This is a genomic window from Photorhabdus machadonis (assembly GCF_052657765.1).
In genome coordinates this window covers 754,212-769,129 of record NZ_CP199761.1, presented here as the reverse complement: position 1 = coordinate 769,129, position 14,918 = coordinate 754,212, and the positions used below count along the sequence as shown (strand labels likewise).

General features: G+C 43.9%; 14 protein-coding genes and 1 tRNA gene. 8 read left to right on the top strand and 7 right to left on the bottom strand.

Features of this window, described 5'->3' with window-relative positions; translation table 11 throughout:
• Positions 1 to 13 precede the first annotated feature (13 nt).
• Entirely contained in the window at positions 14 to 406 is a 393-nt protein-coding gene (gene frdC, locus ACUN2T_RS03620) for a fumarate reductase subunit FrdC (RefSeq protein WP_445496292.1), read from the top strand.
• 19 nt (positions 407 to 425) lie between these two features.
• Positions 426 to 779 (top strand): fumarate reductase subunit FrdD, encoded by a 354-nt coding sequence (gene frdD / locus ACUN2T_RS03615; RefSeq protein ID WP_445496290.1) that lies wholly within the window; start codon positions 426 to 428, stop codon positions 777 to 779.
• Positions 780 to 1,202: 423 nt separating this feature from the next.
• On the opposite strand, the gene sugE is transcribed toward frdD, so the two are convergent.
• Both sugE and efp read right to left on the bottom strand, forming a co-directional pair.
• Positions 1,203 to 1,517: a quaternary ammonium compound efflux SMR transporter SugE gene (gene sugE, locus ACUN2T_RS03610; RefSeq protein WP_445496288.1), complete on the bottom strand. Its 315-nt coding sequence runs from the start codon at positions 1,515 to 1,517 to the stop codon at positions 1,203 to 1,205.
• Positions 1,518 to 1,766: 249 nt separating this feature from the next.
• Positions 1,767 to 2,333, bottom strand: a complete 567-nt coding sequence (efp, locus tag ACUN2T_RS03605) for an elongation factor P (protein WP_021324340.1) — start codon at positions 2,331 to 2,333, stop codon at positions 1,767 to 1,769.
• Positions 2,334 to 2,372: 39 nt separating this feature from the next.
• On the opposite strand from efp, the gene epmB reads away from it, so the two are divergent.
• The gene (epmB, locus tag ACUN2T_RS03600) at positions 2,373 to 3,401 is read left to right on the top strand and encodes an EF-P beta-lysylation protein EpmB (RefSeq protein ID WP_445496286.1); all 1,029 of its coding nucleotides are present in this window, start codon (positions 2,373 to 2,375) and stop codon (positions 3,399 to 3,401) included.
• Between the two features lie 59 nt (positions 3,402 to 3,460).
• Here epmB and ACUN2T_RS03595 read toward each other — a convergent pair whose 3' ends face one another.
• The 5 genes from ACUN2T_RS03595 to ACUN2T_RS03575 all read right to left on the bottom strand — a co-directional run bounded on the left by ACUN2T_RS03595 (position 3,461) and on the right by ACUN2T_RS03575 (position 8,864).
• Positions 3,461 to 3,805 carry a DUF4156 domain-containing protein gene (locus ACUN2T_RS03595; RefSeq protein WP_445496285.1) on the bottom strand — a complete coding sequence of 115 codons (345 nt, stop codon included), beginning with the start codon at positions 3,803 to 3,805 and terminating at the stop codon, positions 3,461 to 3,463.
• 785 nt (positions 3,806 to 4,590) lie between these two features.
• Entirely contained in the window at positions 4,591 to 5,463 is an 873-nt protein-coding gene (locus ACUN2T_RS03590; RefSeq protein WP_445496284.1) for a LysR family transcriptional regulator, read from the bottom strand.
• 722 nt (positions 5,464 to 6,185) lie between these two features.
• Positions 6,186 to 7,832: a chaperonin GroEL gene (groL, locus tag ACUN2T_RS03585; protein ID WP_445496283.1), complete on the bottom strand. Its 1,647-nt coding sequence runs from the start codon at positions 7,830 to 7,832 to the stop codon at positions 6,186 to 6,188.
• Positions 7,833 to 7,881: 49 nt separating this feature from the next.
• On the bottom strand, positions 7,882 to 8,175 hold the full coding sequence (locus ACUN2T_RS03580) for a co-chaperone GroES (protein ID WP_011148251.1): 294 nt from the start codon (positions 8,173 to 8,175) through the stop codon (positions 7,882 to 7,884).
• A gap of 197 nt (positions 8,176 to 8,372) precedes the next feature.
• Positions 8,373 to 8,864, bottom strand: coding sequence for an FxsA family protein (locus tag ACUN2T_RS03575; RefSeq protein WP_445496282.1), 492 nt, complete (start codon positions 8,862 to 8,864; stop codon positions 8,373 to 8,375).
• 377 nt (positions 8,865 to 9,241) lie between these two features.
• Between ACUN2T_RS03575 and aspA the strand changes: the two genes are divergently transcribed.
• The 5 genes from aspA to ACUN2T_RS03550 all read left to right on the top strand — a co-directional run bounded on the left by aspA (position 9,242) and on the right by ACUN2T_RS03550 (position 14,893).
• The gene (gene aspA, locus ACUN2T_RS03570) at positions 9,242 to 10,666 is read left to right on the top strand and encodes an aspartate ammonia-lyase (RefSeq protein ID WP_445496281.1); all 1,425 of its coding nucleotides are present in this window, start codon (positions 9,242 to 9,244) and stop codon (positions 10,664 to 10,666) included.
• 224 nt (positions 10,667 to 10,890) lie between these two features.
• A complete protein-coding gene (locus tag ACUN2T_RS03565) occupies positions 10,891 to 12,192 on the top strand; it encodes an anaerobic C4-dicarboxylate transporter (protein WP_445496280.1) in 1,302 nt (433 codons plus the stop codon).
• Between the two features lie 179 nt (positions 12,193 to 12,371).
• Positions 12,372 to 14,099, top strand: a complete 1,728-nt coding sequence (locus ACUN2T_RS03560) for a protein-disulfide reductase DsbD (protein ID WP_445496279.1) — start codon at positions 12,372 to 12,374, stop codon at positions 14,097 to 14,099.
• A gap of 16 nt (positions 14,100 to 14,115) precedes the next feature.
• Complete coding sequence (gene dicD, locus ACUN2T_RS03555) at positions 14,116 to 14,688, top strand: division control transcriptional repressor DicD (protein ID WP_445496278.1); 573 nt, start codon at positions 14,116 to 14,118, stop codon at positions 14,686 to 14,688.
• A 129-nt stretch (positions 14,689 to 14,817) separates the two neighbouring features.
• Positions 14,818 to 14,893 (top strand) — tRNA-Phe (locus ACUN2T_RS03550).
• Positions 14,894 to 14,918: the final 25 nt, after the last annotated feature.

The window sequence follows — 14,918 nt, the reverse complement described above, 5'->3', positions numbered from 1 at the left end:
GAGAAATAGCGCAATGACGACCAAACGTAAACCTTATGTTCGCAGCATGGCCCCCAACTGGTGGCAGAAACTGAGCTTTTACCGCTTCTATATTCTGCGTGAAAGTACTGCGGTTACGACTGTGTGGTTCAGTATCTTGCTGATATACGGTGTGTTCGCTCTAAAAGGTGGTACACAAAGCTGGGATGGATTCGTCACCTTCTTGCAAAACCCAGTTATTCTGCTGATTAACATCGTCACTTTACTGGGCGCTCTGCTACACACCAAAACATGGTTTGAACTGGCACCAAAGGCAGCGAACGTCGTGATAAAAGGTGAAAAAATGGGACCTGAACCCGTGATCAAGCTGTTATGGGCCGTCACCATTATTGTCACCGCCATTATCTTAGGCATAGCCTTACTTTAGCCCCAATCAGGAGGATCTGATGAATCAAATACCTAAACGTTCCGATGAACCGATTTTCTGGGGATTATTTGGTGCCGGAGGTATGTGGGGCGCAATTGTGGCTCCAGCCATTATCTTACTGGTAACCATCCTTTTACCATTGGGAGCCGCACCGGAAGCGTTAAACTATGAACGGATTCTGACTTTCTGTCAGAGCTTGATTGGTCGGGCTTTCTTATTACTCATGATTACTCTGCCGCTATGGTGCGGTTTACACCGTATTCATCACGGTATGCATGACCTGAAAATTCATGTCCCGGCAGGCAAATGGGTTTTCTACGGCCTGGCAGCGATCTTGAATGTCATCACTATCATCGCTGTTTTCACCCTGTAATCAAACAGTAACGAGCTTAAGGTTATAACGACACTCCACTCTGATCAATGTTGTCGAAAACCCATCCTCGCACCTTTTTCACGCCGAGAAATACCTTTAAAGGCCGGTCCATCCGGTCTTTAACCTATCCCGTACCCGTAGCATTCCCTCTTCGGATCAATGCCTGAACAAATGCACCACTAACTCGAGCCAAGAGTCCTTATCAGCGTAAAAACTCATAAGTAAATGCACGGCGACAATCATCTGGATGAGTTTTAAATCATACTGCTCTGATATTGGACTTTCTGATTGCTTGTTTGTGCCCCGCCCAATCATATGCAGCTACCGCAAAAGGCCAGTATTCTTTGCTAAAGGATATTTCATAAAAAACCGCACTACCAACCGGTAAGACGCTATATTTAACCTTTGGAGTGCGGTTTAAAATTAACTAGTCAGTTTCAGGCCGATAATACCAGCAACAATCAGGGCAAGGCTAAATACTCTGGCAAGGCTTGCTGATTCACCCAACACCATAATGCCAAAAATGGCAGTACCCACTGCACCGACTCCCGTCCACACAGCATAGGCTGTGCCAACGGGTAAGCCTTTCATTGCATAAGCGAGCATCCCTACACTGATAGCCATAGCACCAGCAGTAATAAGACTTGGTGTCAAACGGGTAAAACCATGAGTGTATTTCAGGCCAACCGCCCAGACGATTTCAAATAAACCTGCGATAATAAGAATAAACCAGGACATATCAACGCCCATTGAGTTGTGGGGCCGTCCCCGAAAAACCAAAGTATATCCAGGTCGTCCCGAATAACTATTAGAAATGAAGGCAAATTATAATCGTGCAAGATTGTGGTATCAATAGAATAATATTACGGTGACCTGAAGACATAAATAGCTTATTGCCTTGTACATCAATATTGTAGACAGCCGCTTAGAAAAGAAAAACCGCAGCCTGTTGCCAGAACGGCGGTTTTTACCGAATACAACCAGCAGTTATTTTACGCGGGAAACATATTCGCCAGAACGAGTATCCACTTTAATCACTTCACCGATTTGTACGAACAAAGGTACTTTTACCACAGCACCCGTGCTCAGAGTTGCTGGTTTACCCCCTGTACCCGCAGTGTCACCTTTCAGACCTGGATCAGTCTCAATGATTTCCAGTTCAACAAAGTTTGGTGGTGTTACAGAGATAGGCTGACCATTCCACAGCGTCAGGATACACTCAGCCTGCTCAACCAACCATTTCGCATTCTCTCCAACAGCTTTTTCATCGGCAGCTAACTGCTCGAAGGTTTCGTTGTTCATAAAGTGCCAAAACTCACCATCGTTATACAGGTAAGTCAGGTTCATATCCATGACATCAGCAGCATCTACAGAATCAGTAGACTTGAACGTTTTTTCCAGTAATTTGCCGGAAATCAGCTTACGAATACGAGTACGGGCAAACGCCTGGCCTTTGCCCGGCTTAACAAATTCACTCTCAATAACAGAGCATGGCTCGCCATCTAACATGATTTTAAGACCTGAACGGAATTCGTTGGTACTATAAGTAGCCATGGAGACCCTCTAATTTAAACAAAATGGCTTAGCCAAAAAATGGCGCATATTATAACCCCAAAGATCCTCATCAGAGAAGACTGGTTGAAACAACTTACAGATGTTATTACCGATCCTGACGAATTATTACAATTGTTGTCGTTACATGAACACCCGGAATTAACCAAAGGGAGTGGCGCACGTCGCCTATTTCCACTACGAGTACCCAGAGCTTTTGCTGCCCGCATGCAAGCCAACGATCCTAATGATCCATTGTTACTACAGGTCATAACAACACCAGAAGAATTTACGCTTACACCTGGTTTTTCCACCGATCCTCTGGATGAACAACTCAGTGCCGTTCCCGGCTTATTGCATAAATACCGTAACCGCGCACTGCTACTGGTTAAAGGAGGATGCGCGGTTAACTGCCGTTACTGCTTCCGCCGTCATTTCCCATACGAAGCTAATAAAGGTAATAAGCGCAACTGGCAGCAAGCGCTAAATTATATTCAACAACATCCTGAGCTTGATGAGATTATCTTCTCTGGCGGCGATCCGTTAATGGCAAAAGATCATGAACTGGACTGGTTGATCAGTAACCTGGAAAAGATTTCCCATATCAAACGACTACGTATTCACACCCGTTTGCCTGTGGTTATCCCTGCCCGGATCACAACAACGCTTTGTGATCGGCTATCACAATCGAGATTACACGTGATCATGGTGACGCATATCAATCATGCCAATGAGATCGACTCATCCTTACGGAGTAGTATGATGATGCTAAAACAAACAGGTGTCACGTTACTAAACCAAAGTGTGCTATTACGCGGTGTCAATAATCACTCTGATATTCTGGCTGATCTGAGCAACGCTCTATTTGATGCGGGTATTCTGCCCTATTACATTCATGTACTGGATAAGGTACAAGGCGCCGCTCATTTTATGGTCAGTGATGAGGAAGCCAGAGGACTTATCCGGGAATTACTGACAAAAATTTCAGGCTATCTGGTGCCACGTCTGGCAAGGGAGATCGGCGGAGAACCGAGTAAAACGCCGTTAGATTTGGGACTAAGGCAAAATTAACAGAAAATTCATGCCCGGATACTTTTCAGCCGGGCATGTCATTCAAATCCAGAATACAATTACTGACATTTATAGACTTGACCAACCATTTTACTGTCCAGTGGAACAAAGCTCGATAACAGGCTTTCACTTGGGCTAGTTACACCATAAATCACATTTCCACCCATAGCTGCGGCTTTATTGCGTAAATCATTAGCCGCACCACGCATTGAGCTGCTCTCATAACTGACACCAGTCATCCAGTTACTTTGAGTACCCGCCACTTCACCTAATAACTGGCACTCACTACCTGGCTTAGTATCAACAAAACGAACCAGTGAACCACCGGAAGTTAATTGATTTGTGACTGTACACCCTGCTAACAGTAACAACGCTGAAGCACTGAGCAAAACTTTAATTCGCATGTCTTTCCCCATTTATCGTTGGAATTTCACAACTAATCATCAATATACCTTGTTGTACACCAATATCGCAAAACAAATAATTTATAAAGGAACCCTTAAGGTGAGGTTTTTTAAGTCAGAAACTTTTTACACCAGTATGAATTCCGCAAAAAATAGAGAAAATAGCCGAATAAACAATATGGACAAATCATTTATCTCATGAAAATTAATTGGCTAGTTAGTGCATCGACTATCTTATATCGTATGGAAATAGAAAAGATAAGTGACACTCATTACGTTCCATTCATAGCGTAAATAAAAAAATTTAATAAAAATGCTAAAAAATAATAAATCGTGATAATCCAATTAACTCTACTTCATTTTTTATCGAGAAATTATATGACATTACATCTTATGGAAATCCACCTATTAAGAGATTTAGATATTATATTCATCTAAGTTTCACATGGATTTAATTCTATTTAAAAAATCACGAAATTTTTAATCACCACTCTAAAAAATTAAATATAATGGTATTTTTTCTATTAATCACCCGAATAATTTCTGTTTTACAATTGTCACACTGACAGCTGATATATCACTGGATCAACAAAAGATATTGGATACACGATTATATAAGGGACTATTGATAGCGAATACAAAAGTGATTATTAACAGCCACTCACAAACATGAAATATGGGCTAAAGAAGAAGCGTCTCATTCAGTAGAAATACTGAAAATAGTATCCATTGACACCATGATAACGCCCAACCCAGCGTTTTCATTATGTCATCTTTTGCAATTATCACTCCTCATCACCAATGTGGATATTCTCTGTCAGAGAGTCCAGAAATACTCGAACTCGTGATGGGCATTGACGGCCTGGGCCAACAAAAACTGCATATATTTTTTCCTCATCACCAGGATTATAATTTTCAAGTATAGGTACCAGTAGACCAGCCTGAATATCAGCATTCACATGGAAACATGCTAAACCAAGTCCGGCTATCGCAGCTTTACGCATGGTTTCTCCATCACCGAGCAACAAATTTCCTGAAGGCAGTTGTTGCACCCGCTCTTCTGAATCAATGAAAGGCCAGGCTTTCACATGGCGGGTAAAGCCAAAACCGAGCCGATTGTAGCGGCCGAGGTCTCCAGGCGTAGAAGGTATCCCCATTCTTTCAAGGTATGAAGGAGCTCCTACCACAACCATTCGGCTTGAACCCAACCGCCGCACCATAAGACGCAGGTCGTCCAGAGGACCGACGCGAATCGCCACATCACTACGATCATCAAGTAAATCCACTACCAAGTCGCATAATGAGATATCGAGTGTGATCTCTGGGTAACGTTGCAGAAAATCCGGTAGCAAAGGCATCAAGCAGTGTTTTCCAAATGCAACATGGCAATGCACGCGTATTCGTCCACGAGGTGCCGCCCCCTGATTTGCTTCTTGTTCAGCGGCTACGATGTCCTCCAAAATCCTAATACTGCGCTCATAGAAAACAGAGCCCTCAGGTGTTAATTGAAGCTTACGTGTCGTTCTATTCAGCAACCGTACACCGAGTCGTATCTCTAGTCGATTAATAAGCTTACTGACTGCTGATGGCGTCATGCCGAGCTTGCAAGCAGCAGCAGAGAGGCTTTCCGACTCAACTACCTGAACAAATACAGCCATTTCTGTAGATCTATTGCATTTGTGCATAGATAACTATGTGACCGGGGTGAGCGAGCGTAGCCAGCAAAGAGGCAACTTGAAAGACGAAGGGTATATTTTTACTACGACAGCTCGGCAGCTTCAATGCCTGCCCTTTCCAAAGGGATTCGCCACCGGGGATCGACTCGTTGAGTTTCCTCCTATGGGAGTTAGTTTTGAGAAAAGAGGAAATTCTTTGTGAGAGTCGGTGGATTATTTGCACAAAGTACGGCGAGGAAAACAGCTACTATCTGAATTTGGCATCTTACCGCCAATCCCGTACCGATTTGAAGCAACGATAGACCGGAAACCTTTAATTGCCGACTTACAAGAACTCTACACTATCGGAGTTGACCACCTAGGATGCGCCTGAGGCATTCGATCAACCTATTGCTTGAGTACTTGATGAACTTGTTGAAGATGTCCTCCCTTAATCTTAGCTCACAATTAAGGTAAGGTACTCTATAAGAAAAGTATCAAGATATCTGACTTGGACCACCAAGAATCCCCATAACCGTGGATTGCAACTTCGCAGTGGGGAAAATCGTTATTGTCACAGCCAGTGACTTATTTTGAGTTTGAATTGAAACACCACACAACTATTCATCTTGTGGTACGTTTTCTATCAGAGGGCGTGTGAGCAGGATTAACCTGCTCACACTAAAGACGTATAGCTACATCAAAGCAATGTGACTCTTGTCACATTACATCATGCCGCCCATACCGCCCATGCCACCCATACCGCCTGCTGCACCTAAATCAGCTTTATCATCTTTAGGCAAATCAGTCACCATACATTCAGTAGTGATCATCAGGCCAGCAATAGATGCTGCGAATTGCAGTGCAGAACGGGTCACTTTGGTTGGATCCAGAATACCCATCGCAATCATATCGCCATACTGTTCAGTAGTCGCGTTATAACCGTAGTTGCCTTCACCTGCTTTCACGTTGTTCGCGATAACAGATGGTTCTTCACCTGCGTTGTCAACGATCTGACGCAAAGGTGCTTCCATTGCACGCATTGCAACACGGATACCTACGTTTTGATCTTCGTTGTCGCCTTTCAGGCCAACAATAGAAGCAGCAACGCGAACCAGTGCAACACCACCACCAGCTACTACGCCTTCTTCCACTGCTGCGCGGGTTGCATGCAGAGCATCGTCAACACGGGCACGTTTTTCTTTCATTTCAACTTCTGTTGCAGCGCCCACTTTGATAACTGCAACACCGCCAGCCAGTTTAGCCAGACGCTCTTGCAGTTTTTCGCGGTCGTAATCAGAAGTGGATTCTCCGACCTGCTGACGAATCTGAGAAACACGGCCATCAATTGCAACTTTTTCGCCAACGCCATCAATGATCGTTGTGGTATCTTTGTTGATAACGATACGTTTTGCCTGACCCAGATCTTCCAGCGTGGCTTTTTCCAGTTCCAAACCAATCTCTTCAGAGATAACGATACCGCTAGTCAGAACAGCGATATCCTGCAACATAGCTTTACGGCGGTCACCGAAGCCAGGCGCTTTAACCGCAGCAACTTTTACGATGCCACGCATAGTGTTAACAACCAGAGTTGCCAGTGCTTCACCTTCAACATCTTCAGCAACAATCAGCAAAGGCTTACTTGCCTTAGCGACGCCTTCCAGAACGGGTAACAGTTCACGGATATTGGAGATTTTTTTATCGACTAGAAGAATATATGGATTTTCTAACTCAACAGAACCGTTTTCTGGTTTGTTGATGAAATAAGGGGAGAGGTAGCCACGGTCAAACTGCATGCCTTCAACGACATCCAGTTCATCTTCCAGGCCTGTACCTTCTTCAACGGTGATTACACCTTCTTTACCGACTTTATCCATCGCTTCTGCGATCAATTTACCCACAGTTTCATCGGAATTAGCGGAGATAGTACCTACCTGAGCAATAGAGGTGGAATCTGAGCAAGGTACGGACAGCTTTTTCAGTTCTGCAACTGCGGCAATCACGGCTTTATCAATACCACGTTTCAGATCCATTGGGTTCATGCCAGCGGCTACGGCTTTCAGACCTTCAGTAACAATAGACTGAGCCAATACAGTTGCAGTGGTTGTACCATCACCCGCAGCATCATTCGCTTTAGAGGCAACTTCTTTCACCATCTGGGCACCCATGTTTTCGAACTTGTCTTCTAGTTCAATTTCACGAGCAACAGAAACACCATCTTTAGTGATTGAAGGTGCACCAAAAGATTTATCCAGAATAACGTTACGGCCTTTAGGGCCCAAGGTTACTTTTACTGCATCAGCAAGAATATTCACACCACGTAGCATCTTAACGCGAGCGTCGCTACCAAATTTTACGTCTTTAGCTGCCATTGTTTCTTTCCTTTAAATTCGTTCAGTTAAGAAGATCTAAGCGCAACAATTACGCTTCAACAATTGCCAGAATGTCGCTTTCAGACATGATCAACACTTCTTCGTTGTCGATCTTCTCTGACTTAACACCGTAACCATCGTTAAAAATAACGATATCTCCAACTTTCACACACAGTGCTTTTACGTCACCGCTTTCAAGGATGCGGCCATTACCTACAGCCAAAACTTCACCACGAGTGGATTTACCCGCAGCGGTGCCAGTCAGCACAATCCCGCCAGCAGATTTTGATTCAACTTCTTTACGCTTGACAATTACACGATCATGCAATGGACGAATATTCATTGATAGCTCTCCTATAAGAAAGTCCATATCAGGTAAGAGGATTGATACCAGTATGCTTTCATTGAACTAGTATCATAATAGATTAAATGGGGACTTATTTATGATACTTCAAGGGCAGGCAAAAAAATATTTTACTTTTTTCTTACCTACAGAAAAAAACCGATGATTTAACAAAACATTCAGAAGATGACCTCTTATCAACGAGGCTTATGTTCATCATTATCATCAGGTTTAGCATCGTTCAACTTACGGGAGGGGTCATCTTGCTTGCGCTCGTATTCCCCTTCAAAGGTATTACTCTCCCGTTTGAACCCACTGCTATTATGAGGACGATAGAAATTGATATGTGGCATCAGTTTCATCATTAATGTTTTTTGAACCGGCGGCAGTAACAGCAGCAAGCCAAGGAAATCAGTAAAAAAACCAGGACATAGTAACAGGAAACCTGCCAGCAAAAGAGACACACTTTTTACCATTTCTGCCGCCGGACTCTCCCCGGCAACCAGCTTTTGCTGGATCTGGATAAAATTCTTTATTCCCTGATTACGTACCAGAGAGATACCGGCACAAGAAGTAAACAGCACCAGTAACAGAGTTAATAACACACCTAATTCAGAGGCAACACGTACAAATAAGGTTGACTCAATGTAGACAAGCAAAAATATCAGGATCAATGGCAACCAACGCACTTGGTGCTCCTTCAATTGATGTGGATGAAAAGGTTGTATCCTGAATAAATCATATCAACAAAATCCAAGGAACAACCAAATTAACATTTTTTCAGCTTATTAGAGATATGATTGGGGTCACAGCCATCGTTTTCAATCCTCTGAAAATCTTACTGATTAGGCTCATAATTGTGATAAACATCACATATATCAAATCACGTTAAGCAAATACCACTATAAAGTGATCCAGATTCAATGCATTTATTGCTAACCAGCATATGATCACGCCAGCAATCTGGTGATGAAGGGTTCATATCATAACTATTGCTGTTGGCAACATAATTATTTAACAAACGCATAATTAGACAGTAAAAACGTAATCTAATAAGAAGGTTCTCATGTCAAACAACATTCGTATCGAAGAAGACCTGTTAGGTAAACGAGAAATCCCCGCTGAAGCCTATTACGGTATTCACACCTTACGTGCGATTGAAAACTTCTACATCAGTAACAACACCATTAATGATGTACCCGAATTTATCCGTGGCATGGTGATGGTAAAAAAAGCCGCCGCCTTAGCTAACAAGGAATTACAAACCATTCCAAAAAAAATTGCGGATATCATTATCAAAGCCTGCGACGAAGTGCTCAATACTGGCAAATGTATGGACCAGTTCCCCGTTGACGTGTTTCAAGGCGGTGCCGGTACTTCACTCAACATGAATTCCAACGAAGTTCTGGCAAACATCGGTCTGGAATTGTTAGGCCATAAAAAAGGTGAATATGAGTACCTGAACCCCAATGATCATCTGAATAAAAGCCAATCAACTAACGATGCCTATCCAACCGGCTTCCGCATCGCAGTTTATAACTCCATCATGAAACTGATCGAGTCTCTTGAACTGTTGATCGCCGGCTTCAATAAAAAAGCCAAAGAATTCGATGACATTCTGAAAATGGGTCGCACCCAGTTACAGGACGCAGTTCCTATGACGCTGGGACAGGAATTCAACGCATTCTCAATCCTGCTAAAAGAAGAAGTTAAAAACCTGAATCGGACTTCTCAACTGTTATTGGAAGTTAACCTTGGTGCTACTGCTATCGGTACCGGTCTGAACACTGCACCGGGTTATCAAAAATTGGCTGTTGAAAAACTGGCCGAGGTCACTGGTTTACCTTGCATACCAGCCGAAGACCTGATTGAAGCAACTTCCGACTGCGGTGCTTACGTTATGGTTCACGGCGCGTTGAAACGCCTGGCGGTTAAACTGTCTAAAATCTGTAATGACTTGCGTTTGCTCTCTTCCGGTCCTCGCGCCGGACTGAATGAAATCAACCTGCCCGAATTGCAGGCAGGTTCTTCTATCATGCCGGCAAAAGTTAACCCTGTTATTCCAGAAGTTGTGAATCAGGTTTGCTTCAAGGTCATCGGCAACGACATTTGTGTTACTATGGCATCCGAAGCCGGCCAGTTACAACTAAACGTAATGGAACCCGCTATTGGTCAGGCCATGTTTGAATCTATCTCCCTGTTAAGCAACGCTTGCCGCAACCTGGTAGAAAAATGCATTAACGGCATCACGGCGAACAAAGAAGTTTGCGAAAGCTTCGTATTCAACTCGATCGGTATCGTCACTTATCTGAACCCATTCATTGGTCACCACAATGGTGATATTGTCGGTAAGATCTGTGCTGAAACCGGTAAGAGTGTTCGTGAAGTCGTGCTGGAACGTGGCTTACTGACTGAAACTGAGCTGGATGATATTTTCTGTGTAGAAAACTTAAAACGTCCGGCTTATAAAGCAAGACGTTGTGATGATTAAACCTATCGAGTAGGCGTTATTGTTGCAGGCCGCTCTTAACGGCAAAGAATGACCAATAAAACAGCCTAATGAGAATGGTGATAATTTGTTGAATATAATAAAAAATAGCTCTTAGCAATAAGGCACGCAACTCCAATTGGATAGCGTGCCTTTTTACTTCCCTACATGCACAAAGTATTAACCTAAAATTTTCAAATTTTTAATTATTTCAAGGAGTAAATATTATGTTAGCCGTAGAATTGGTTATCGTTCTGCTGGTCATCTTCCTAGGTGCAAGATTAGGGGGGATCGGCATTGGATTTGCCGGTGGTCTTGGCGTTTTGGTACTGTCAGCAATTGGAGTTAAACCGGGGCATATTCCATTCGATGTTATTTCCATCATTATGGCGGTCATCGCAGCAATCTCTGCAATGCAAGTTGCCGGTGGTCTGGATTATCTGGTTCAACAAACTGAAAAATTGCTGCGTAAAAATCCAAAATACATCACGATCCTCGCGCCTATCGTTACCTATTTCCTGACACTGTTTGCAGGTACAGGTAACATCTCTCTGTCAGCCCTGCCAGTAATTGCTGAGGTTGCAAAAGAACAAGGCATTAAACCATGCCGTCCACTTTCCACTGCGGTTGTCGCAGCCCAGATTGGTATCACCGCCTCGCCAATCTCCGCTGCGGTCGTTTATATGTCTTCTCTGATGGAAGGCCACGGTGTCAGTTATATTCATCTGCTGATGGTCCTGTTGCCATCCACGTTCGCGGCTATCGTTCTGATGTCCTTCATCATCTCTTGGCTGTTTAATTCAAAACTGTCTGATGACCCTGTTTATCTGAAACGTCTGGCAGAAAACCTGGTGACTCTGCGTGGCAGCAAACAGATTGACATTAAACCAAGGGCTAAGGCTTCTGTTCTGTTGTTCTTAGCAGGCGTTATCAGTGTTGTTATTTACGCTATCGTCAATAGTCCAAGTATCGGTCTGGTTGAAGAGCCACTGATGAACACCACTCACGCTATTCTGATCATTATGCTGAGTGTCGCAACTATCACGACGATGTCCTGCGCAGTTGATACTGACGCCATCCTGAATTCCAGTACCTTTAAAGCAGGAATGAGCGCATGTATCTGTATTCTGGGTGTTGCATGGCTAGGTGACACTTTTGTACAGGCGAATATTGATTGGATCAAAGGCACTGCCGGCGGCTTAATCCAATCTCAACCCTGGTTGCTGGCAGTTATTTTCTTCTTCTGTTCCGCCCTGCTCTATTCACAGGCTGCAACAGCAAAAGCGCTGATGCCGATGGCTCTGGCTCTGAACGTCACACCACTGACGGCAATCGCTTCTTTCTCCGCAGTTTCCGGGTTGTTTATTCTGCCTACCTATCCAACCCTAGTTGCCGCAGTTCAGATGGATGACACTGGAACTACCCGTATCGGCCGTTTCGTCTTCAACCATCCGTTCTTTATTCCCGGCACCATCGGGGTTGCTCTGGCTGTTGCCTTTGGCTTCCTGTTCGGCGGTATGATCCTCTAATTCCGTCAATAACAACCTAATTCAGGGGCATACACCGCCCCTGAACTCTTCTCTGAAATGATGCTCTTTTCTCTAAAAGACCTTGATTATTGTCTTAATCTTAACCAGAACACTTTCTGGTCTGACAGCCTTCGGTTATAGTGCTGAATATTTCTATTCTATTAGCGATCATTAACCTTATGATTAAACGTACTCTGATATTGTTTTTACTGCTTTGCAGTGCGATGTTTACCCCACAGGCAGCGAATGCGCTGTTTGAACAACCGGGGCAAAACCTGTATTTGCCGGCAGATCAGGCATTCATGTTTGATTTTCAGCAAAAAGGCGACAAACTGACACTAAATTGGCAAATCAAACCGGGTTATTACCTTTACCGCAAACAACTTCGTATTGAACCACAACAGACCACACTAGGTAAAATTACGTTGCCACAAGGTACGGCTCATCAGGATGAATTCTTTGGTGAAACGGAGGTTTATTTCCAACAACTCGCGGTAAATATTCCTATTACAGCGGCGAATGATAAATCCAATATCGTCGTCACTTATCAGGGCTGCGCCGCAGCAGGATACTGCTACCCACCGGAAACCCGCCTTGTTCCATTAAGTACAGTTATCCCATCAAAAACAACTAACGTAATACCCACCGAACCGGTTCAGAAAGCGCCAGAAAGTGCATCAAATGACCAGCAGAATTTACCTTTTTCACCACTTTGGGCGCTTTTGATTGGCATTGGTATCGCCTTTACACCTTGTGTACTGCCGATGTATCCACTGATTTCCGGCATTATTCTTAGTAGCCAACACCCTAAAAACCTGAAACAGATCTTCTGGTTGGCACTGAGCTATGTTCAGGGAATGGCAATCACCTACACCTTACTTGGATTGATTGTCGCGGCTGCGGGTTTACAATTTCAGGCCGCATTGCAACATCCATATGTGCTGATTGGTTTGTCGATACTGTTTATTCTATTGGCACTATCGATGTTCGGCCTTTATTCCCTGCAACTGCCTTCCTCTGTTCAGACCCGCCTGGTCAGCTGGAGTAACCAGCAAAAAAGTGGCTCATTCTTTGGTGTATTCGCGATGGGTGCATTAGCGGGATTAATTTGCTCCCCTTGTACTACCGCGCCTTTAAGCGCCATACTGCTTTACATTGCCCAAAGTGGTAATACAGTAGCAGGGGGCGTAACCCTTTATCTTTATGCTTTAGGAATGGGATTACCGCTTATTGCCGTCACCCTGTTTGGCCATAAACTCCTGCCACGCAGCGGTCCCTGGATGCAATATGTCAAAGAAGCTTTTGGCTTCATTATCCTTGCACTGCCTGTTTTCCTGCTGGAAAGAGTAATCGGTGATGTATGGGGAATACGGTTATGGAGCCTGCTGGCGGTCAGCTTCTTGGGATGGGGATTTGCTCTGACACTCAGAAGCCAAAATGGCTGGATGAGAGTCATACAACTGATATTGTTAGTTCTGACGCTGATAGCCACCCGCCCATTGCAGGATTGGTTTTGGGGCACGGCAGTTACACACCAATCGCAACACAGCCTCAATTTCCGCCAGATAAATAACTGGCAAGAATTGGAACACCTAATGGCACAAAACAATCATAAAACCGTCGTGCTTGATTTCTATGCTGACTGGTGTGTCGCATGTAAAGAATTTGAAAAATATACTTTCAGTGATCCACAGGTTCAGTCACAACTACGTGATACCTTGCTGTTACAGACAAATGTCACAAATAACAGCCCACAGCAAAAACAACTGTTGAAAAAACTGAATGTTCGGGGATTACCGGCTATTCTGTTTTTTGACTCTCAAGGAAAAGAGATCCCCAATTCACGGGTAAATGGTTTTATGAATGCAACCCGCTTTAACGAGCATTTGCAACATCTGCAAAAATGATCTGAGGGAGAACACCGTGCAACGAGAACAAGTTCTTAGTCATGTCTTAAACTTGCTGGAGCAACATGGCTTATCCGCCACAACTGAGATGCTCCTTGGTTCACTTAACATGGATATGGAATATCTAAAGCAGTTCTGGCCTGATCGAGAAGCGCTGCTTTATGACAGCCTGCGTTATCACGGTCAACAGATTGAAGTCTGGCAACGACAGATGTTATTGGATGAAAATCTGACACCAGAGCAAAAGCTACTGGCTCGTTATACAGCGCTTGGTGAAAAAGTAAAAGAGAAACGCTATCCAGGCTGCCTGTTTATCGCGGCCTGTAGTACATTCCCTGAATCTGACCACCCTATCCATCAATTAGCTGAATTGCAAAAACAGGCTTCTTCCCATTACACCACCGAGCTATTACATCAACTGGATATCGAAGATTGTGAACTGATTACCAAACAGATGGAACTGATTTTGGAAGGTTGCCTGAGTAAGCTACTGATCAAACGGGATATTGATGATATCGCGACGGCAAAACTGTTGGCAGAAGATGTATTGGCTATCGCCAAGTGCCGCAAAAATGGTGCATTAAGCTAATAAAAATCCGCCCAAGATGAATAACCACACAAGTTTGGGGCAAAAAGTCAGCAACCAATCGTCTTTCTATCATTTTTTATCAGAAAGGCATTGACGACTTAGGCTGAATACGGTTTAATTCGCCCCGTTGCCCGGATAGCTCAGTCGGTAGAGCAGAGGATTGAAAATCCTCGTGTCCTTGGTTCGATTCCGAGTCCGGGCACCAAAATTTAGTTTCATGGCGTTCCTAT